This window comes from Shewanella sp. YLB-07 (genome assembly GCF_009377275.1).
This window is the reverse complement of the sequence record NZ_VOQB01000002.1, coordinates 486133-504836: the sequence shown is the minus strand read 5'-3', so window position 1 is coordinate 504836 and position 18704 is coordinate 486133. Positions and strand designations below refer to the sequence as shown.

General features: G+C 43.4%; 20 protein-coding genes. 9 read left to right on the top strand and 11 right to left on the bottom strand.

The window, feature by feature from the left end; translation table 11 throughout:
- Positions 1 to 14: 14 nt before the first annotated feature.
- Positions 15 to 1286 (bottom strand): transporter substrate-binding domain-containing protein, encoded by a 1272-nt coding sequence (locus tag FS373_RS06095; RefSeq protein WP_152828950.1) that lies wholly within the window; start codon positions 1284 to 1286, stop codon positions 15 to 17.
- 199 nt (positions 1287 to 1485) lie between these two features.
- On the opposite strand from FS373_RS06095, the gene FS373_RS06090 reads away from it, so the two are divergent.
- The 4 genes from FS373_RS06090 to FS373_RS06075 all read left to right on the top strand — a co-directional run bounded on the left by FS373_RS06090 (position 1486) and on the right by FS373_RS06075 (position 3819).
- The gene (locus FS373_RS06090; protein WP_152828949.1) at positions 1486 to 2361 is read left to right on the top strand and encodes an AraC family transcriptional regulator; all 876 of its coding nucleotides are present in this window, start codon (positions 1486 to 1488) and stop codon (positions 2359 to 2361) included.
- An 85-nt stretch (positions 2362 to 2446) separates the two neighbouring features.
- A complete protein-coding gene (locus tag FS373_RS06085) occupies positions 2447 to 3163 on the top strand; it encodes an AzlC family ABC transporter permease (RefSeq protein WP_152828948.1) in 717 nt (238 codons plus the stop codon).
- A complete protein-coding gene (locus FS373_RS06080; protein WP_144047320.1) occupies positions 3160 to 3462 on the top strand; it encodes an AzlD domain-containing protein in 303 nt (100 codons plus the stop codon). Before FS373_RS06085 ends, FS373_RS06080 begins: the two co-directional genes overlap by 4 nt.
- A gap of 15 nt (positions 3463 to 3477) precedes the next feature.
- Positions 3478 to 3819: an NIPSNAP family protein gene (locus FS373_RS06075; protein ID WP_144047321.1), complete on the top strand. Its 342-nt coding sequence runs from the start codon at positions 3478 to 3480 to the stop codon at positions 3817 to 3819.
- Between the two features lie 22 nt (positions 3820 to 3841).
- Here the strand turns inward: FS373_RS06075 and FS373_RS06070 are convergent, their stop codons facing one another.
- The 8 genes from FS373_RS06070 to FS373_RS06035 form a co-directional block, all read right to left on the bottom strand.
- The gene (locus FS373_RS06070) at positions 3842 to 4528 is read right to left on the bottom strand and encodes a helix-turn-helix transcriptional regulator (RefSeq protein ID WP_144047322.1); all 687 of its coding nucleotides are present in this window, start codon (positions 4526 to 4528) and stop codon (positions 3842 to 3844) included.
- Positions 4529 to 4661: 133 nt separating this feature from the next.
- Positions 4662 to 5156 carry a GyrI-like domain-containing protein gene (locus FS373_RS06065; protein ID WP_144047323.1) on the bottom strand — a complete coding sequence of 165 codons (495 nt, stop codon included), beginning with the start codon at positions 5154 to 5156 and terminating at the stop codon, positions 4662 to 4664.
- 99 nt (positions 5157 to 5255) lie between these two features.
- Entirely contained in the window at positions 5256 to 5639 is a 384-nt protein-coding gene (locus tag FS373_RS06060) for a VOC family protein (protein WP_144047324.1), read from the bottom strand.
- A gap of 122 nt (positions 5640 to 5761) precedes the next feature.
- On the bottom strand, positions 5762 to 8461 hold the full coding sequence (locus FS373_RS06055) for a M16 family metallopeptidase (RefSeq protein WP_194165810.1): 2700 nt from the start codon (positions 8459 to 8461) through the stop codon (positions 5762 to 5764).
- A 400-nt stretch (positions 8462 to 8861) separates the two neighbouring features.
- Complete coding sequence (locus tag FS373_RS06050) at positions 8862 to 9881, bottom strand: hypothetical protein (RefSeq protein ID WP_227992508.1); 1020 nt, start codon at positions 9879 to 9881, stop codon at positions 8862 to 8864.
- Between the two features lie 334 nt (positions 9882 to 10215).
- A complete protein-coding gene (locus FS373_RS06045) occupies positions 10216 to 11106 on the bottom strand; it encodes a helix-turn-helix domain-containing protein (RefSeq protein WP_152828946.1) in 891 nt (296 codons plus the stop codon).
- A 136-nt stretch (positions 11107 to 11242) separates the two neighbouring features.
- Positions 11243 to 12058: a GNAT family N-acetyltransferase gene (locus FS373_RS06040; RefSeq protein WP_144047328.1), complete on the bottom strand. Its 816-nt coding sequence runs from the start codon at positions 12056 to 12058 to the stop codon at positions 11243 to 11245.
- Positions 12059 to 12341: 283 nt separating this feature from the next.
- Positions 12342 to 12650, bottom strand: a complete 309-nt coding sequence (locus FS373_RS06035) for a hypothetical protein (protein WP_144047329.1) — start codon at positions 12648 to 12650, stop codon at positions 12342 to 12344.
- A gap of 244 nt (positions 12651 to 12894) precedes the next feature.
- Here FS373_RS06035 and FS373_RS06030 point away from each other — a divergent pair, with 244 nt between their 5' ends.
- From FS373_RS06030 to FS373_RS06020, 3 genes are all read left to right on the top strand, one after another.
- On the top strand, positions 12895 to 13119 hold the full coding sequence (locus FS373_RS06030; RefSeq protein ID WP_144047330.1) for an amphi-Trp domain-containing protein: 225 nt from the start codon (positions 12895 to 12897) through the stop codon (positions 13117 to 13119).
- Between the two features lie 245 nt (positions 13120 to 13364).
- Complete coding sequence (locus tag FS373_RS06025; protein WP_185976859.1) at positions 13365 to 13652, top strand: HU family DNA-binding protein; 288 nt, start codon at positions 13365 to 13367, stop codon at positions 13650 to 13652.
- Positions 13649 to 13933 carry an HU family DNA-binding protein gene (locus tag FS373_RS06020; RefSeq protein ID WP_144047332.1) on the top strand — a complete coding sequence of 95 codons (285 nt, stop codon included), beginning with the start codon at positions 13649 to 13651 and terminating at the stop codon, positions 13931 to 13933. The genes FS373_RS06025 and FS373_RS06020 overlap by 4 nt, the downstream gene beginning before the upstream one ends.
- Positions 13934 to 14035: 102 nt before the next feature.
- Here the strand turns inward: FS373_RS06020 and FS373_RS06015 are convergent, their stop codons facing one another.
- On the bottom strand, positions 14036 to 15757 hold the full coding sequence (locus FS373_RS06015) for a phospho-sugar mutase (RefSeq protein ID WP_152828945.1): 1722 nt from the start codon (positions 15755 to 15757) through the stop codon (positions 14036 to 14038).
- Between the two features lie 383 nt (positions 15758 to 16140).
- Between FS373_RS06015 and FS373_RS06010 the strand changes: the two genes are divergently transcribed.
- Together FS373_RS06010 and FS373_RS06005 are read left to right on the top strand one after the other, a co-directional pair.
- Positions 16141 to 16467, top strand: coding sequence for an SMR family transporter (locus FS373_RS06010; RefSeq protein ID WP_144047333.1), 327 nt, complete (start codon positions 16141 to 16143; stop codon positions 16465 to 16467).
- A gap of 95 nt (positions 16468 to 16562) precedes the next feature.
- Complete coding sequence (locus tag FS373_RS06005) at positions 16563 to 17426, top strand: RluA family pseudouridine synthase (RefSeq protein WP_152828944.1); 864 nt, start codon at positions 16563 to 16565, stop codon at positions 17424 to 17426.
- A 260-nt stretch (positions 17427 to 17686) separates the two neighbouring features.
- Here the strand turns inward: FS373_RS06005 and FS373_RS06000 are convergent, their stop codons facing one another.
- Positions 17687 to 18442: a putative porin gene (locus tag FS373_RS06000; RefSeq protein ID WP_152828943.1), complete on the bottom strand. Its 756-nt coding sequence runs from the start codon at positions 18440 to 18442 to the stop codon at positions 17687 to 17689.
- Positions 18443 to 18704 lie beyond the last annotated feature (262 nt).

Below are 18704 nucleotides of genomic sequence, written 5' to 3'. Positions count from 1 at the left end.
ATCCTTGAAAATAATTAAATATAGCGAGCGAAAACTCTCACCATAGTGCCGTCCTTGATCGTAATTTCTAGCCAAGTGTCTACGTATTCTTTCCAAATAAGATCTCTGTTCATCAAGAACGCCTTGGCCGAATAACTCAGGTTAGTATCAGGCATTGCGGCGCATAGCTTAGGATGTTTCTTAGATTGCACCTGTACCTCAATACGATCGGTGAACATCACATCGGCGCGGCCGTCGATGATCTCTTGGAATACTGTCACATTACTGCCATGAACAATGACCTTAGCCTGCTTAATATTGCCATCGACGAAGCGCTGATTCGTACCACCTTTATTGACGATAACTCGCGTGTCCGGCGTATCTATCTTGGCTAAGGAATCATACTGACTCACGTTAGCACACAGGCTAATCGGTGTTTTCCCCCCCTCCAGATAAACATCAGACATCAAACCTACCTGTTGACGAAATAGCTTCTTCGAAATGCCACTCATCATGATATCAAAATCTTGGCTTTGCAGATCTGCTATCAGATCTGTCCAACTCGTAGATAAAAATACAGCTTTGGCCCCCAAAGAAGCGGCCAACTGATTTGCCAGCTCTATGTCTATCCCTCTTCTGTGCGTCCCCGCTAAATATGAAAACGGCTCGTAGTCGCCGGTGGTACCGACTATCATAATTTTTTGAGCCAGTATCTTGTCTAATGCCGACGAATAAACTTTAGGCTTCACTGAAGTTAATGCTCTGAACAACAAGGCTTTCTCTTCAAGGCTCACAAACTGGGTATCTATGGAATGATTAAATATCACAAAGTCATGCTCCCCCTGATGACTCGCAATCCTTTGAATAATCGATTTGCCTAGTACTATCAGTTTGGGACGAATTTCAGACAAGCTAAGTTCGGAACGAGTGGCCCCTTGTAACTCAGGAGGCAAACCATGCTCGGTCCATTGCTGATAATATTTCCCCTGTATCTTCTTAGCTAATTCGATTTGAACCCGAAAAAAGTTCTCGATCGCCTGAGATGCTATCCCTTGCTCCTTTGCCATCGAGACGCTCTTCTCGATCACCAATTTCTCTCTGGTGAGGTCTTCAATCGCTAACTTATGTTGCCATTTATATAAGGCCACAGCTTTCATGTAGCCAAGACGTGTATTCATTTCTGAATAAAGCGCCTGATTTTCATCATCCTCGGCATGAGCAGAGAAAGACAAGAGCGTCAGTAAACTTAAGCATAATACTGCGTATAGACGGACGGAATTAAGGGTATAAAAACGAAGAGAGGCCATAAAAAAGATCAAGATGACTGAAATGGAGCACAAAGATATCAGTTACACCTAATATTGCAACAGAGACAACAAGCTAGCCTGACTAATCGATAGGGTAACGACATTACCTAGCACTAGTACTGGCATTAAATGAGCACAATTTTGTACAAAAGCATTAGCCATTTATGCGCTATGATGACTCAGTACAACGAGGAGTATCATGGAACAAGCGGCACCTAAGGCAGACAAGCAAGATTCTGCCCGACAGAGAAACAATAGTGAAAAAGCGGAATTTACCTTGGCCCAAGAGCTGGGTGGTATTGAGCTACTCGATGCCAGCTATCAAAAACAGAACTTTTCCCGTCACAGTCATGAAGGCTACACCGTTGGTGTGATAGATACAGGTGCCCAGAAGTTCTTTCGTACCGGCAGCAATCACCTAGCGCCGCAGAACAGTATCATCTTAGTCAACGCCGATGAGGTACATAACGGCTGCTCTGCCACAGAGAATGGCTGGTCTTATCGCGCCATGTATCCTCTTCCCGAGCAATTTGCCTCGATCAACCAAGAATTAGGACTGGCCTCGACAGGCGCACCTTACTTTCCCGACGCTGTGGTCCACGACAAGTCGATGGCCGACATGCTCCGCATGACGTTTCAGACTCTTAAAGAGTCCGATAACCGCCTGCTGCGGGAATCTGTTGTCTACTCCACCATGATTAAACTCATGGCACGCCACAGCACACACAGAGGAGAAAACCAGACACAGGCCTTGGCTCAGCCTCAATTGGCACTGGTTAAACAATTTCTCGACGATCACCCCAACGCCGATATCTCTCTGGAAGAGTTGGCAGTGTTAGCCGGGCTCAGCCCCTTCTATTTAATCAAACAATTTCAGCGCACCTTTGGCCTACCGCCCCATGCCTATCAGATCCAAGCGCGAGTCAGACTCGCCAAGAAACGGATCCGAAATGGCGATAAGCTACTGGATGTCGCCTTAGCCTGTGGTTTTCACGATCAAAGCCACCTCAACCGTCACTTTAAACGCACCATGGGGGTCACACCAGGCCAATATGCAAAAGAGTTTACCAGATAAATGAGTGCAAGTTTGTACAAGCCAGCGGATCTCAGATAGGTTAACTTAGTGGTTAATGTTACCAATAGAAGTGTTCAAAAGATTAATGAGTTCCCAAATACAAACATTAAAGGCTGAGGGGAAATTTAACGGCTTCTTAAAGGGCACCTTAGCTGTGATGCCATTAACCATAGCCGTCATTCCCTGGGGCATTTTAGCAGGCTCCTTTGCACTTGACGCCGGACTGTCTCCCTTCGAGAGTCAGGCCATGTCGGCCATCATTTTCGCAGGCTCGGCCCAGTTGGTTGCACTTGGCATGATCAAAGCTGGTGTTGGCTTAACCAGCATCTTAATCACCACCTTACTCATCACCTCGCGGCACTTTCTCTATGGCATGGCCATGCGCCCCCAAATTAGTCCCTTGCCACTCAAGTGGCGGCTAGTCTTAAGCTTTCTGCTTACCGATGAACTCTTTGCCATCGCTAATCAAGGCAAGCAACACAAGCTGGATCCCTGGTATGCATTCGGCGGCGGATTTAGCTTTTATCTGGGCTGGAACCTAGCCACGGCGGCCGGTATTATCGCGGGTCAAACAATCCCAAACCTCGACAGCTGGGGACTGGATTTTGCCATCGCGGCCACCTTTATCGCCATTGTCGTTCCTTCGGTAAAGAAACCTTCAATGCTATTTTGTGTACTAGTCTCTCTCGTCGGCGCCGTTGTCTGTGAGCTATTAGCCATCCCCGCTGGACTACTCATCGCAGCACTGCTTGGCATGACCTCCGGCACACTCTACGCCAAGCTGACAGGAGAGAAAACATGATTTGGTTGACTATTTTAGCCATGGCAGCAGTAGTATTTGGCAGTCGATATCTGTTTCTGGAGCCAAGGCTGCCGGTACGATTAAGCAAAAACACCTTAGCATTCCTGAGTTATTCGGCCCCAGCCGTTCTCACAGCCATTTTCGCTCCCATCGTCTTTATTCGAGAAAATCAGTTAGATTTGAGTTTAGATAACAGCTATTTGATATGCGCAATCTTAGCCGCATTTTTGGCATATACCACACGCAGCGTACTGTTAACCACAGTACTGAGCATGGGGCTCTTCTTCGTTATTCACTAGGGTAAAGGAATAAAAATGACTTCGAACGAAAATTTGGAACACCCAAGAATGCAGGTCACTTGTCATGTTAGATACGTAATAAACCCGGAAATGATTGAGGAGTTTGAACACTATGCCAAACTCTGGATACCGCTAGTTGAAAAGTTTGGTGGCCAACATCATGGCTACTTTCTGCCTGGCGAGGGAGCAAATGATATCGCTATAGCCTTATTCTCTTTTCCTAGTTTGGCTGTTTACGAAATCTATCGGAATGATTCAGCCAAAGATGCTGATTGTCTCGCTGCATTTGACTTCGCCAAAAAACATAAATTCATTTTAAGATATGAGCGTAATTTTATGCGTCCTGTACTAGGCTAATATTTATGGACACTATTGCGTCCTAATTGTAACCGTACTTAGCCTCCATCGCCTCGATATAGTCCTGCATCTCCTCACCGGGCGTCACTGAAAAGTGCCGGCCTAAATTGGTGAGTCCGGTGATCCTATCGACCCTGAAGTTACGAAAATCATCTCTGAGTTCACACCAGGCGAGCAAGGTCCAGGTTCCCTTCCAAAAATAGATGGCCAGAGGGCGGATCTCTCGCTGAGTATTAGCCTCTTTGACATCCCGATATTCCATCGACAGGTATTCCCGTAATCTGGATGCAATTCTCAACACATCGAGAAATTTAAACTCATCGGTGTCGATATAAAAGTCCGGAGCAAACATCAGGGACTGATAATCCTGCAAACGTGCAGGTAAGACTGCTTCAACCTTGATCATCGCCTGCTTGGCGGCGCTGGAGAGCTCTTTACCGCCCCAGGCTTGTACCATACGCATGCCGACTTGAATCGCTTCAAGCTCGGCTTCATTGAACATCAAAGGTGGGACATTGACCTCATGGCGCAGCAGGTAACCGACACCGGCCTCGCCTTCGATAGGGATACCACTGAGACAGAGATCTTGCACATCGCGATATATGGTTCGGGTCGACACTTCCAGCCTCTCAGCCAGCTCTTTGGCCGTCGTTAAACGGCGATGACGCAGTAGTTGAACTAGCTGAAATAATCTGTCGGCTCGGCGCATGAGTCACCTCAATATTGAACATCAAACAGATGACATCCAGCTCTAAAACACTGGCTCTGCAAAACATATCTCTAACAAAACAAAAAGTGCCAAGCCCGATTGACTTAGCACACTCTTTGGTACGAAATTAAGGCTATCTAAGCTTGATGCCAATGTAAATATCTACACCGTCATTGGAGGTGTAGCACTCATAATCTGTGCTATAACTCCGCTCAAATTGGCAATTTTCATCATTAAAATAATGCCATACCTGACCCCAAAGACTGATCACCACAGCAGGCATCTCACCAATAGCACTAAAACGCAGGTATTCTCCGGCGGCTAACGTCAGTCCAGTCAGCTCCGAATTATCGGCTCCCACTTTAGTTAACCCTACCACTAATCCCGCGAGAACAGAGAACTCACCATTATGATCGGATTCATAGTCGTAATAACTGCCATAAACTGGCGAACTCATATTGCTCTGAACATCAGATAAGCTTATAAACTGCTGCCAAAGCGGCCCAATTTTCTGAGTATCGGCAACTTGCTCGGCACGATTTGATGTTCTTACCGCCAGTCCCCTTAACTCAATCACCTCTTGGGTTACCAAAACCGGCGAAACCACATCTTCCTTTATCACAGTCATCTGCTTTCCTTTAGCCTAAAGCCATTTTACTCACTCAAGTAATACCAAGCATGAGCCGGAACTAATCCGGCCCACCCACTCCCAACCTACAACTAGCCACTATTTATCTTTTGACCACAGGCCGACAGTATTGCCTTCGCTATCTTCGAATAACGCGATGAAACCGCACTCGCCTTCTTTGATAGGCATGACAGGAAGGAGCACTTTTACGCCAGCTTGGGTAATACTCTCAACCAGAGGAGACAGTTTCTCACTCAAGTGCAGATAAAGCACACTACCATGGGCCGACGGCTTCATCATCTCATGTTTAACCAAGCCAATACTGGCCGCTTCCTTATCCTCAGTTTCTAGAATCGCCATCTCCATATCGTTCATGACTTCGCGTCTAAAACTGACACCAAAATGCTTGCCATAAAACTCAACGGCTCTATCCATGTTTTCGACGGCTATTTCGCCCCAGACTAGCGGTGCTTGATGTAACATATTGAACTCCTTTCAATTACTAAGTTCACACTCAACATGAGTGCTTCTCCCTTAGCGACGAAACAAGGATAAACCAGGCCTACTGACAGCATAGTGTCAGTAGGCTTTCAGACAGGACAAATTTATTGCTTTATAACACTATTAGATATTTTCTCAGGAAGAACCTTAACAATCACTTCTCTTTCCTGAACTAGGTACCGGTTTGCAGTTTGAGTGATATCGGCCACAGTCACGGCACTCAACTCTTGTGTAAATTGATTAAATCGATCAAAACGAGCCGGGGCGCTATAAGCTTGGCTAGCCAAGTCTAACCAAAACCAGTTACTATTCACTGCATTTTTAACATCTTTAATGATAGGAGCTCTGGCTCTTAATAACTCATCATCTGTAATTGCGCCCTCTTTCTTCACCTCGTCAGTTATCAGTTTATAAGCCGCCTCAACTTTATCTATATCACCAAGCTTTATGTTACTGCTCATACCAATGAAACCGTAACCATCCAGAGAATCTGAATTAGTGCTAAATGCATAGGGAGAATAAGAAACGCCCATTGACTCTCTTAGCTTTTTCGTCAACTTTAATGTGAGTATCTCTTGCAGAAGTTGCAATCTGCGCATGCTCTTCACATCACGATCGTCATCAGTTTTCCAATAGGTGTTTAGCAACGCGGTGTCCACCCCCCCTCGATGAAACAAGATAACAGTTTGGGGCTCAGGAAAATCTATTCCCTTTAGATAATGGTGACTTGGGAGCTTAAACCGCTGTGGCAAAGCGCCAAATGTTTCAGCTACCGCTGAAATTGCTTTTTGATTATTGATATCACCCACAATCGCAATTTCAATCGGCCCATTCTTCATGATCCGTTCGATAACAGGTCTAAGTTCAGCAAATGTGCGCTGCTGAATCTCAGATAAGGGTCCAAGCCCAAAACGCTTATCCTCACCATATAAAGTGCGCATGAATTGTGTATCAATCACATGTTCTGGACTGGAGCTAGCCATTTGCTCACTGACTTTGATCTCATGTCTAAAAAAAGATTCCCCTTCCGAACGATAAGCCTGTTCCGTCAAGAGTGCAGTCAATACTTGCAGCTGCAGCTTTAATTCATCAGGCGTCGTACTGTAAGTTCCACCTAAACTGTCTAACCCGACGCCTAAAGCCATTGAGACATTCTTATCGAGAAAGATATTATGCAGCTCATCGAATGTGTGTTTTTTCAACCCACCTGACTGGTAACCATACTCAAAAAGATTAATTAACCCATCTTTGTCAGCAGGAAAATCCTCAAGGCCATGACCAACACGTAAAGAGATAAACACCTGTCCCTTATCAAACTCTGTTTGCTTTACGTTTACTACAACACCGTTGTTGAACTGGACAGATTTTATTCCACTCACTTTATTTGTTTTTTCAGATACAACTTTCCCTTTATCACCAAAGTTTACGTATTGAAACTCGACTTCTTCACGTGCCTCCAAGGGATAAACTTGAGTATTTAAGCTTTGGTTATATACCTTTAATATTGCTGCTTCTGCATCTTCAATTTCAATATTGCTTGTGAGATAAACACTGGGAGCAGCCCCTGACCATAACAGTCTAAAATGCTCAGCGACCTGTTCCGCTTTAATACCCACAATGTTCTTTTGAAAGAACGCTAAATTATCCTTCGCCGACAACACTGATTCTCGATTTTCAACAGCTTGAGTCACCGAGTCCGCAATAACATAATTCGGAACAGTCTCTTCAGATTGGACAGCCAGTTTCAAATCAGCTTCAAAGCTTGCCACTAACCGATCTATCTCCTTTTGCGTAAAACCAAACTCTAAGGTTTGACCTAAGCTTTGCTCAATCAACTCAAGTGCTGATGGCCATTGCTCTGCATCGATATAACTTGAAACACTACTAATGGTTGCCAGTTCCGAACGCTCTTGATAGGCCGCAGCTCCCGTCATCAAGTTATCGCTGTTAATAGCAATATCATTGAGTCGAATAGACAGGGCAGTATTAGCAAGATAAGTTAACAGATCACCAAGACGTTTTTTACGACTATCTGGCTCAACTTTAGCTGGTGTGATCACATTAATGGAGATACGACTATCGATACTCTTATCGATAAAAGCATGGGTACTAATTTCAGTATTGACGACCAATTTCCCAAAGTCCGGTTCATCGAGGCTTTCATCCGCCGTCCAATCTGAGAACTGCTTTTGAATCGCTTTTTTGACCCGTTCAGGGTTAAAGTCTCCTGTAACAATCAATGTTGTACGCTTTGGTGTGTAATACCTGTGATAAAACTCCACCAGAATATCTTGAGTAACAGACTTAATACCTTGAGATGAACCAACCGGGATCTTGTTGATGTAATCAGTCCCCGGATAGGCAAACCGAATCCAATCAAGAAAACTGTTAAATTCAGGCCCCTGCTTGCCTCTAACCTCAGCGTTTAATACCCCTCTTTCTCTTGCAACCGCAGCTTTATCAATCGTCAGGTTACTACTGGTTTCCCTCATAATAAATAAAGCTTTTTCAATAAGCTCTTCTTCAGCGCTAGGCAGTGACAACTGATAAACCGTCTGCGTAAAATCGGTGAACGCATTGGTATGAGCACCGAAAGCGAGCCCATCCCTTTGCAACATAGTGATCATTTCACCTTCAGGAATATTTTTAGACCCATTAAATGCCATATGTTCCAAAAAATGTGCCACACCTGGCTGCGGGCCTTTTTCCAATGCTGACCCTGCACGGATATGCAGCCGGATTTCCACCTCATCTTTCGGAGATTGACTTTGAATTAGTATGTATCTCATACCATTCTCTAACACATATGGCTTAACTCTGGGATGCAGTGTCAGATCAGTTTTCGGATACCAAAGTGCATCATTCTTATCTACTGGCTGTAAGGGAGCAGCATCGATAAATCCAATAGGAATAACCAGTGTAAAAATGATGACTAGTAAACTCGATCGAATACGCAACATATTCCATAACCTCATGAATTTATATAATTAAAATAAGAAGCGAATAGTATTTTAAAGTCTCTATTTTTATACTACTGCTAAAAGATTGGCGTGAGATTAGCACGAGGTGGATACAAACTGTTTCAATATAGGGTGGCATACTATGTAAAGGCCAATAGTAGATCACTATAAGATCAATTAATCACAGTAAAAACAACAACCAACCCAAAGCCGGATAAGTATTAAACAAAATAGATACAATAGATCAGATGTTCTGAAACATTACTTCTAATCGAAAGGTGATAATGGCTTGATCTAACCTGTCTGTGTCGATCTCTTTACTCCAGTTATACTCGGGGGTAATTTCGAAGAATAACCAGTCCCTGGCGAAATTTTGCCGATAGGTGATGGCGATTCTGGCATTCTCCACATAATGATAAGGCGTATCGACACCATAGATACTGGCAATATAGTTAAGTGCTTGCTTACTACTGATGTAATGGTAAAGGTTAACACTGCTGCCAAACTCCCAGCCATTATCACGATTTTCATACTGAGCGACCACGCTCCAACGCAATAAAAAATCTTCATCGAAGGAATGCTCAATATCGAACTCGGTAGACTCTCCGGTCACCTTCTTCTCTTGATAGATTTTCTGCGTGAGTCGAGTAATGGTGCCCTGGGAGATGGGATAGGTATAGCGCCACCTCGCCTCTAACTTAGGTTTAAAGTTGGCCTTAATATTGAAACTCACTCTGTCCTTAGCATACCAATCATATCTAAGCCCGATATCCCGTTCCCCCTCATCATCGGGCCCTTTTAGGAAAGCGAACGGATCGTCCTCCCCTTGAGAGTCGATGATCACTTTAAGCTTCTGGTTGACCCCGGGAAGATTGAACCTGGCATTGAGGTTTGCCCTATATTTGAACCCTTCCTTGAAGTAATAAGAGAAATCATTAGTCCAGCGAACTAAGGTCCCGGCCCGAGCATCTTCCTGAGTACGATCATCGACAAAAAAGCTGTCGAACCAGATAGCCGGCTGACAAAACTTAGTATTGAGATAATCAAAGGCTTGATCGAAAGCGGTATTATCTGCCGAGTGGGTTAAACAGGGATCAAGAGCCTCTTCAGCCTTATCGAGTGAGGCTTTCTCTTTTACTGGCTCTACATCTTCTTGTGCATCGGCGTCTTGTTCAGTAGGTTCTGGATCCATAGCTTCTTGCTCAAGAGATAGTCCAGCATTGCTCGCCACAACAGGCTTATTCACTTGAGTTCGAGATTGCATCAGAACAGGTTCCAGAGCTTGACCCTGAGCTTCAGCAATTGTCAAAGCCATAAAGGTAAGCGATAGTGAAAGTAGTAAGCTTCTAACCTGCAACAACTGTTATCCAATGTCATACAAATATGAGATATCAGATAATAACATCTAGTACCTAATTTCGTTAACAAAGTAGAGAAAGGTTGAAATAAAGCTTGATTACATTTTTAACTAGATTCATTTTCCTATTTAGATTCCCTGATGTGCCTGCCACTCCAGAAATAAGTGCAACTTCTTGAAAAAAGGCGAAATACTAAATAGCTCATTTAAAACCAACTGTATGGCTAGCGTATTAAATAAGTCAGTTCGTTGGAATAGCAATAGTTGAAGTCTTGGCTAAGGAAGAACGAACACCACCATAAACATCTATGGTTAAGCCCCTCTCATTAGCGTAACTTTTTGGTGTTAAACCTATCTGCTTTTTCAAGTGACGAATAAGATGAGGCTGATCGCTAAACCCAAACTCAAAAGCGACTTCAACCCAATCAATTTCATTAGCACTACGTTGATAAAGATATTCCAGCATCTCCTCTAACTTGTTCATCGTCTGACATTGTTTCAATGTTAGGCCTGTTACCCGACTAAAGCTTCTCTCTAAAGTTCTTTGAGAACAAAAAAGCATATTGCCAAGTTTAGAGATTGGAGATGCGTCCAGTAACTGAAGTACTTTTCGAGTAAGCCTGCTATGCTGATCCTCTTTGCAGTTCCCAAGCCAAGGCAAAAATAAAGTATCTAATTGATTACGACATAGTTCAGAATCACTTCTTGCCACTTCTATAAGTTTATTTTCATCAAGTTCATTTACATTTGACTCATTTGAATAAAATAAGTTAGCAAGATTAATTTCTTCAATAACATCTAACATCGAATGGGAATAGAGTGGAAAACCAAGGGAGTACAATGCGCCAACACGAAATTTGACTCCTAAATGAATAAATGGTTTTGAGTGATCGAGCTGAAAAGTTTGCAGATGAGGAAACAACAAATGACTACCATGGCCATCAACTGTGCCAAGGTCCATACCATAATCATAGGCTTGGTTGCTTGGGGATATGATTAAGTGAGCCGATGGATCTGGGTTTAACTTGGGATATTGATAACTTTCTACACTAGGGCATTTTTCAATAAGCCAATAACACTCAATATATTTGGCGACGTCTTGAGACTTGGGCGCCTGAAGCCAGTTGATCATTGTAGTCTATAACCATCATCTTGGATTACATTGTTACTATATGCTAAACCATGACTAATTACAGTTAGCTTACTCATTTAAGGCAAATAGCTTCATCCCTAAATAGGAATGAAGCTATAGGAATCCTTCATTAACCCTAGGTAAATTCACACTGAATTATTCGGTTTGAGGAGATAAATCCTGCACGGAAAATGGCTTTTTGAGCAGCAATATTGCTACTTTCTGTCGAACAAATCGGTATTAACCCTTGCTTTGAAGCCTGATTAATTAAGTGATAAAGAACACGAGTCGCAACACCTTTACCTCGCTCAGATTCAGCAACTATCATACCTAGATCCGCATAGTCAGTCTGATAATCATCGAATAACCGGCACTCACCAGTTGCTAATAATGTGCCTTCATACCAGTAGCCCCATAGCTCTTGGCGCTGAATCAAGTTACCAAAATATGCCGACAACCATTGTTCTGGCGCACCAATATTGGTCGCTGCAAAGCCAACGAAATCATTAAGTTGTTCCTGATACGCTAATGTCATTCCCAACGGTTCTATGGTCTCAATATTCTGTACCTTATTGTGCTGATACATTAAAGCATTGACCTTAACTGAAGACGTGTTATCTAAACAAAGTGATAAATAATCGGTCTCTGCAGTACTCACGAATGCCCCAAGTACTTTCCCAAATTCAGAAATATTTTCTTTCGCAATCAAAGTAAACAATTCTGTAGCTTTGGTTTTCGCTGTTGGAGATAGATAAAATTGCAACATATAGCCTTCACCATTAATGCAGCAGAAACCTACTAGGCGATTATTCTCGTAAAAAGCAAAATGGTCAGACATGGGGACAAAACCGAAATGCCACATGCCATCGAGTGGGGCCCTTGATAGCGAAAAATATTGCAGTTTTAGTTTACAGATCTCGCTTAATGACACAATTTTTTTAATTTCTAACATGGCTCTGTACCTAACAAATGTATTTGAAAAACTAACGAGGGAACTCGCTTTCGATAGGAAAATAGTACGAGATGGCCGGAATATAAGATTGAATAAAAACGACACTTTGAGCAATAAAGTGATAAATCGCATGAACTAGATGTGAGTACTATTTCTGTTGTCGAGCTTTTCTCTAAGGTGTCTACTCTGAAAATATGACCCGCATTCAGGGAGAACAAAGGTTCTTAAACAAAAAGCCAAGACACGCTTGGCTTTTCACCTGAAACAGTGACAGCTCACTGAATTAACAAACCTGCTTTATTGCCGCTGTTGTCGAAAAATCATGTTGTGTGGAAGCAAGAAGGTGATGTGCTTTCTTCTCGGCAACTTGATTGTTTAAGAAGTCATACTGGCGACTCGCTGCCGCAGTCTTGGAAAAATCGTGCTGTGCCGAGCTCTGTTGCACATTATTTCCCTTGGCAGGCTGATTATTTGAAAAATCATAGCTAGATTGCGCAGCAGCTGTTTTTGAGAAATCTGGAGTCTCGGCAAAGGCGGATGCAGAAGAGAGTACTAAGATGGCTGATAGGGCTGCGCTGATCAATAATTTCATGTTTAACTCCACAATTTAGGTTCGATTAATTATAAATAAGGGCTAATAATTTGCTGTTCACGAGGGCTATAAAGTTTGCCAACTAGCCTCCTCGTTTTCAATAACAGCAGGATAATCCCTCCCCTTAGTGGAGGGTCAAGCATGGATCTAGAAATAATTTATTTTCCCTAAAATAAGAGGAAACCAGCCCATTTTTAAGTAAAGTGATATTGGACAATTTCTCACTCTCAATGAAGGAATACACATGACGAATAAAGCAGATAGAGACATAGAGAAGGATTACCCAAAGGCAGAGTTCGTGGCTAAACTTCGCCGACTGGCTGATTCATTGGAAAGCGAGAGTAAGTTTGAGATTCAGATCGCCGGCGAGCGTATCTATGTGCCAGTGCGTGCAAAGTACAACATAGAGCATGAACGTGAGGGAGACGAAGAGGAAATTGAGTTCCAGATAAAATGGACTAACGTTTAAACATTCATGGCCACAAAAGGCATAATGAAAACCTCAGCCCGAAACGCTAAAGAAACAATAAAGGCCACTGTTTCGACTATAAATATACCCAGAGATTCTTAAGAAATCTCACCCTGTTGCTGTTTAATGCTCTTTACTCTCTCTGTTTAGAGCCTTTTTTCAACAGATAGCGAGTATGTTATTCCCTACTGACTGCGCAATCCTTGCCTATTTTATGATTACAAACTCTTATGACGATAAATCAAATGACAAAAACAAAAAAAGATCTTGTGGTCCGAGTAAAGCAAGACTTATCAAAATATCGAGCCGAACAGCTAAAAGAGATGACTGATTTTTTACTTAACGACATAGTTGAAATAGCGAAGTCAGGCTATATCGTTAGTTTGAAAAACCTAGGGAATATCCAGCAATCTCATAAAGCGGCTAGACCGGGAAGAAACCCCAAAACGGGCGAAGATGTGATCATAGCCGCCAGAAGTCGATTAACGTTTAAATTTCGTCCTAATCTCGCACAGACACCGGAGGAAACATGAACGTGAAAATCCACCTCATAGATTTGGCTCAGCGTTTAAGCCATGAATTCTCCATTCCCCAGAGAGATGCCATGCTGATAGTAGAGGCAACACGAGACTTTTTCATTGAATCAATCAGGGCACAACAGAGAATTGAAATTCGAGGTTTTGGGGTCATAAAGTATAATATCCGTCCCTCGGGGATTAAACGCAATCCCAAAACAGATCAACAAATAATCGTTCCTGAAAAAATTGTCCCTTGGTTTGTACCTTCCCGCTCCACCACCGACATAAGCCCATAGCATTTACCTAGCAACCAACTCCCAATTATTTCTGAGCCTAGCGACTATTCACAGTTGCTAGGCTCAGAAAAGAAAACGTAAAACGCCTTATATCAATAGCGATTATTGAGGTAAAGATGCCTGATGAGCCAAGATAAAGGTATCCATCTCTGCTTGAGCACGGATCTGAACGCTATCTAAACTGTCATCACTCGTCATGTTCGCGACCACTTCGTAGTAACACTTAATCTTGGGCTCTGTGCCTGACGGCCTGACGATGACACGTCCCCCTCCTTCCAGCTTAAAAATAAGCACATCACTGGCAGGTAGATCGATAACTTCAGTGGTGCCGTCTTTAAAGGTTCGCAAACCACAACTGATATCATCTGTGCTCAATACCTGCTTTGTGGCAATCACACTCGGTAGCTCCTTACGTAGATATGCGCCAATATTAGGCGTAGTGGGCTTAAGCGCTATGCTCACCTGTGCATTGAGGTGAAACCCATGCTCACGATAGATGGCTTCTAATCTGTCCCATATGGTCTTGCCTTGACTGGCAAGCTCAGCAGTTAACTGAGCAAACGCCACCAGCGCAGATAGACCGTCTTTATCCCACACCATAGAGCCAACCATGTAACCTAAGGCTTCTTCATAGGCAAACAGGCATTGGTTATCCTCAGTTTGCTCCGCCATGCCGACATTAGTCAGCCACTTAAAGCCTGTCAGTGTCGTCAAACAGGTCGCATCCATACTCGCCGCCACTTTCGATAATAGGCTTGAAGACACGATAGTTGTGCAGGTCAGACGTTGATTTTTAGCGGCGTGAGTCATCAAGTAATGGCCAAACAGCACACCCACTTGGTCACCGGTTAACATTTGATAATCACCGGCCTTTGTACGAACGGCAACCGCAAAACGATCGGCATCGGGATCGTTAGCACAAGCCAACATGGCGCCGTGCTTCTTCGCCTCGGCTATCACAAGATCCATAGCCCCTTTCTCTTCGGGGTTAGGGAAATTCACCGTAGGAAAGTCACCATTGGGCTCACGTTGAGCGGCCACAGAATAGACCTGAGTCACGCCAGCATCGGCCAGTACAGTCTCGGCCATCTCCGCGCCGACACCATGCATGGCGGTGTAAGACAGGCTTACCCGCTCAGGCTGAGTGTGGTTTTGCAGCACAGATGCATCCTTGATCCCTTGACGATAACTTTGATAGAAATCATCTTCCAACACGACTAGCTTACCATTGGCCCTGGCAGATTCGAGATCCAATAAATGGATTGACTCTGTCGCCGCCTTATCGATACACGCCGCAATACCTGAGTCGTGAGGCGGGATGATCTGTGCCCCGTTGCCCCAGTACACCTTATAACCATTGTACTGAGGTGGGTTATGACTCGCGGTCACCACTATTCCTGCCGCCGCATCGAGATGATTAACCCCGAATGCCACTAAAGGAGTCGGCGCTACCTTACAGGTCAAATAGACTTTGATTCCCATGGCAGTGAGTACGCCCGCCGCATCATGGGCAAACTGCTTTGAATCGTGGCGTCCATCGTATCCGATGACCACACCACGAGTGTCGACATCGCTAACCTGTTGCTTAAGATAGGCTCCAAGCCCTGCCGATGTCTGCTGTACTACCAAGCGATTCATCCCCATGGGGCCCGCTTCGACGACGCCTCTTAGCCCGGCGGTACCGAATGCGAGTCGACCCGAAAAACGTTGCTGTAACTCAGCTTCATTGCCAGTATCTATGAGCGCCTGCAGTTCCTGTCGAGTACGGGGATCTGGATCATAATCAAGCCAATGTTTAACCCTAAACTTTAACTGTGTATCCATAATTCACTTCACCTGGTATAGATTGTGCCGCCTGGCCTAAATTACCGTCAGCAGCTGGAAATAGTTATCATTAACCCTAAACCTAGCATCTATAGAGAACAAGCAAATTTGCACTTTAAAAAATGATTAATGAAAACTACCAAGCTTAATCAAAATCCTTAATGATGCCTAATAGACGTGCATAGGGCATTATCCCCTCCGAAGTCGTCAACCCTACTTAACTAAATCCTGATGGTTTTAACCTAAGTAGGCTTGCCCTGCAGAGGCATTATTCGTCTTAGCTTCTCCTTTATGGTTTTATTTTGGCCCTGAGTTTGTCAGGGCCGTTTTTTTAAACTCATAGAGCCACTTCTAAAGCCTACATTGACCCCCAGAGATTAAAAATGAACAGTTACTTCTATTTAAGTATCGCTATCATTTCAGAAGTCATTGCTACCACCTTACTCCCGGTTACATTGGGCTTTACCCGGATATTGCCTTCCCTTGGGTGCGCTATAGGTTATGCCAGTGCATTCTATTTCCTCTCATTAGCGACAGCCAATATTCCTACTGCCGTGGTTTATGCTATTTGGTGTGGAGCTGGAATAGTGCTGATCGCACTTATCGGAGCAATAAGAGGAGATATACCCAATATGGACACCATTTTCGGCATGATATTGATCATCATAGGCGTATCTTTAATCAATATGAATACTAAAGCCATATGTTGAAATAACACCAGTAGTGATTGGGCACAATAATCAGCAGATTTCATTATCAAATGATGTAAAATAGCGTCTAACACTATCAGCTATGCCTATATTTTATGCCCCAAGTCACTCAAAATGTGCTCGAATCCCACTTGACCATTAATAACCTCGAACTTGATGCTGCTTCATTATTGGCAGCAGAGACAAAACTGTCTAAGCAACAGATAAAGCAGGCGATGAACAAGGGAGCCGTTTGGCTTACACGAGGCAAACAGACCCAGAGACTTCGCCGTGCTAAACGGACTTTAAAGCTTGGCGATGAGCTACATCTGTATTACAACCCGCAAGTGTTAGCACACAGTGTCGATGCAGCCGAATTGATATTCGATGGGGGTCAATACAGTATCTGGTACAAGCCCTATGGCATGTTGTGTCAGGGGTCTAAATGGGGCGATCACACCACTATTAACCGCTACGCCGAGATTCACCTCGCCCCCGATCGTCCGGCATTTATCATTCATAGGCTAGATAGAGCCGCGACAGGCTTGGTTCTTATCGGTCACAGCAAAAAAACCACCGCGGCCCTGGCTAAGCTCTTTGAGCTAAGGCAACTCGATAAGTACTATCAGGTAATAGTAGAAGGTCAATTTAACTCGGGAAATCTGGAGTCAGTCACCATAGCGACAGATGTGGATAACAAAGCAGCCCGTTCACACGCTAGATTGTTAGCCTTTGATGAAGAGAAAAAACGCTCTTTAGTACAGGTGAAAATTGAGTCGGGACGTAAGCACCAAATCCGTATTCATATGGCATCTATTGGATATCCGGTCGTAGGAGACAGACTCCACGGCGTAGCGAAAGAAGGTGAATTGAATCTGCAGCTCACCTCTTGCTATCTTAAATTCACTTGTCCCATCACAGATGAAATTAAAGAATTTGAACTGCCTGAAAGGTTAAAGCCTAAACTCATCGCGTGCTGATACAGAATGAAAATATAAGTCTCCCACCGTTCTCAGTCTCAATTTTTCACAAAAAAAAAGCTCTATTCGGACGGAATAGAGCTAAAAAACATCCAAGACAAGCATGTTGATGAGAGCCGCACTACTGACTCACATCAAGAATAGCCCAAGCTAAACCTAAGCATGTTTCTTAAGTGTAGACATGCAGAAAACAAATCTCACCCAATGATTGAAACCATTAAGACACAAACAAGATAAGTGAATCGACTATAAATAAGCCTTTAGAATCGACCAGTGAGCGTAATACCTAAACCGACACCGTCGATATCTTCGTTAATGATTTTTGATATTGCGAAATTAGCAGAGAAATCATCAGAAATACGTAACCAATAAGCGGTTCTAATGTCGAAGTCACCATCTTCAGCATCGCGTGTATATCCAGATCCAACGGACCATGAGTTCGTTACATACCAGTCAGCGCCTAAGTTATAGTTATTCTCCGAATTGGCATGTACCCAGCCCGCCGACAGATCAATTCCAGGTGTTGAGTCTAGCTCTAAATAACGACGAATATTTAAGCCGTAGTTTTCCTCTGCATTATCATCTGTACCACCATCAAAAAAAGCTGAAAAAGATGTCTGCTCATTAACATAATAACCAAGCTCAACGCCATAAGTGTTGAGATCCACATTACCAATACTACTACGTTGATAGTTTAGACCCACAAACCAATTAGAATCGAAGACATAAGTACCATCAACGCCTACGGTATCAAGGTCCAGAGCATCAAAATTAGCATAATGCGCTCCAATATTAGATTCCTGGGCAAGAAAACCGTTTAGCGCATAAGGGCTAGTATTTTGTGCGACAGGATTGGCATAGTATCGATAATTAACACCCAAAATGCCGTCACCCATTTCATCTGAATTGGTAAGATAACCCACGCTAGCTTCATGCTGGTATGCATTATCCTGTGCAGCCATTGCATTTGCACTCAATAGGGCTATAACCAATGTTGAAGCAGTAATTAATTTCATTCTCTTTCCTTGACATGTCTAATGACATAATAATTGATGGTGTTCGATGACTTAACTGAGCCAATGTAAAACAACCATAACTATCTGATAAAAATATTTTTTATTTGTTTCCTAAGGGTAGGAAAAGAAAGGATCAGTGCTTCAATGTTTACAGTTTTGTATTTCAGAGCTTGAATTTAAGTCGTATTTTTCTCAATCGATGGGCTGTTCTACAAATAAACGGTTCTTTAACCGTTTAACCCAGTCATGACCAACTCCTAGC

Coding starts and splice junctions, on each gene's coding strand:
- FS373_RS06085 (WP_152828948.1), top strand. CDS start 2,447: ATGAGTTCCCAAATACAAACATTAAAGGCTGAGGGGAAATTTAACGGC.
- FS373_RS06050 (WP_227992508.1), bottom strand. CDS start 9,881: ATGCAATCTCGAACTCAAGTGAATAAGCCTGTTGTGGCGAGCAATGCT.
- FS373_RS06095 (WP_152828950.1), bottom strand. CDS start 1,286: ATGGCCTCTCTTCGTTTTTATACCCTTAATTCCGTCCGTCTATACGCA.
- FS373_RS06005 (WP_152828944.1), top strand. CDS start 16,563: ATGCCCCAAGTCACTCAAAATGTGCTCGAATCCCACTTGACCATTAAT.
- FS373_RS06000 (WP_152828943.1), bottom strand. CDS start 18,442: ATGAAATTAATTACTGCTTCAACATTGGTTATAGCCCTATTGAGTGCA.
- FS373_RS06090 (WP_152828949.1), top strand. CDS start 1,486: ATGGAACAAGCGGCACCTAAGGCAGACAAGCAAGATTCTGCCCGACAG.
- FS373_RS06010 (WP_144047333.1), top strand. CDS start 16,141: ATGAACAGTTACTTCTATTTAAGTATCGCTATCATTTCAGAAGTCATT.
- FS373_RS06030 (WP_144047330.1), top strand. CDS start 12,895: ATGACGAATAAAGCAGATAGAGACATAGAGAAGGATTACCCAAAGGCA.
- FS373_RS06025 (WP_185976859.1), top strand. CDS start 13,365: ATGACAAAAACAAAAAAAGATCTTGTGGTCCGAGTAAAGCAAGACTTA.
- FS373_RS06075 (WP_144047321.1), top strand. CDS start 3,478: ATGACTTCGAACGAAAATTTGGAACACCCAAGAATGCAGGTCACTTGT.
- FS373_RS06045 (WP_152828946.1), bottom strand. CDS start 11,106: ATGATCAACTGGCTTCAGGCGCCCAAGTCTCAAGACGTCGCCAAATAT.
- FS373_RS06020 (WP_144047332.1), top strand. CDS start 13,649: ATGAACGTGAAAATCCACCTCATAGATTTGGCTCAGCGTTTAAGCCAT.
- FS373_RS06060 (WP_144047324.1), bottom strand. CDS start 5,639: ATGTTACATCAAGCACCGCTAGTCTGGGGCGAAATAGCCGTCGAAAAC.
- FS373_RS06080 (WP_144047320.1), top strand. CDS start 3,160: ATGATTTGGTTGACTATTTTAGCCATGGCAGCAGTAGTATTTGGCAGT.
- FS373_RS06035 (WP_144047329.1), bottom strand. CDS start 12,650: ATGAAATTATTGATCAGCGCAGCCCTATCAGCCATCTTAGTACTCTCT.
- FS373_RS06015 (WP_152828945.1), bottom strand. CDS start 15,757: ATGGATACACAGTTAAAGTTTAGGGTTAAACATTGGCTTGATTATGAT.
- FS373_RS06040 (WP_144047328.1), bottom strand. CDS start 12,058: ATGTTAGAAATTAAAAAAATTGTGTCATTAAGCGAGATCTGTAAACTA.
- FS373_RS06070 (WP_144047322.1), bottom strand. CDS start 4,528: ATGCGCCGAGCCGACAGATTATTTCAGCTAGTTCAACTACTGCGTCAT.
- FS373_RS06065 (WP_144047323.1), bottom strand. CDS start 5,156: ATGACTGTGATAAAGGAAGATGTGGTTTCGCCGGTTTTGGTAACCCAA.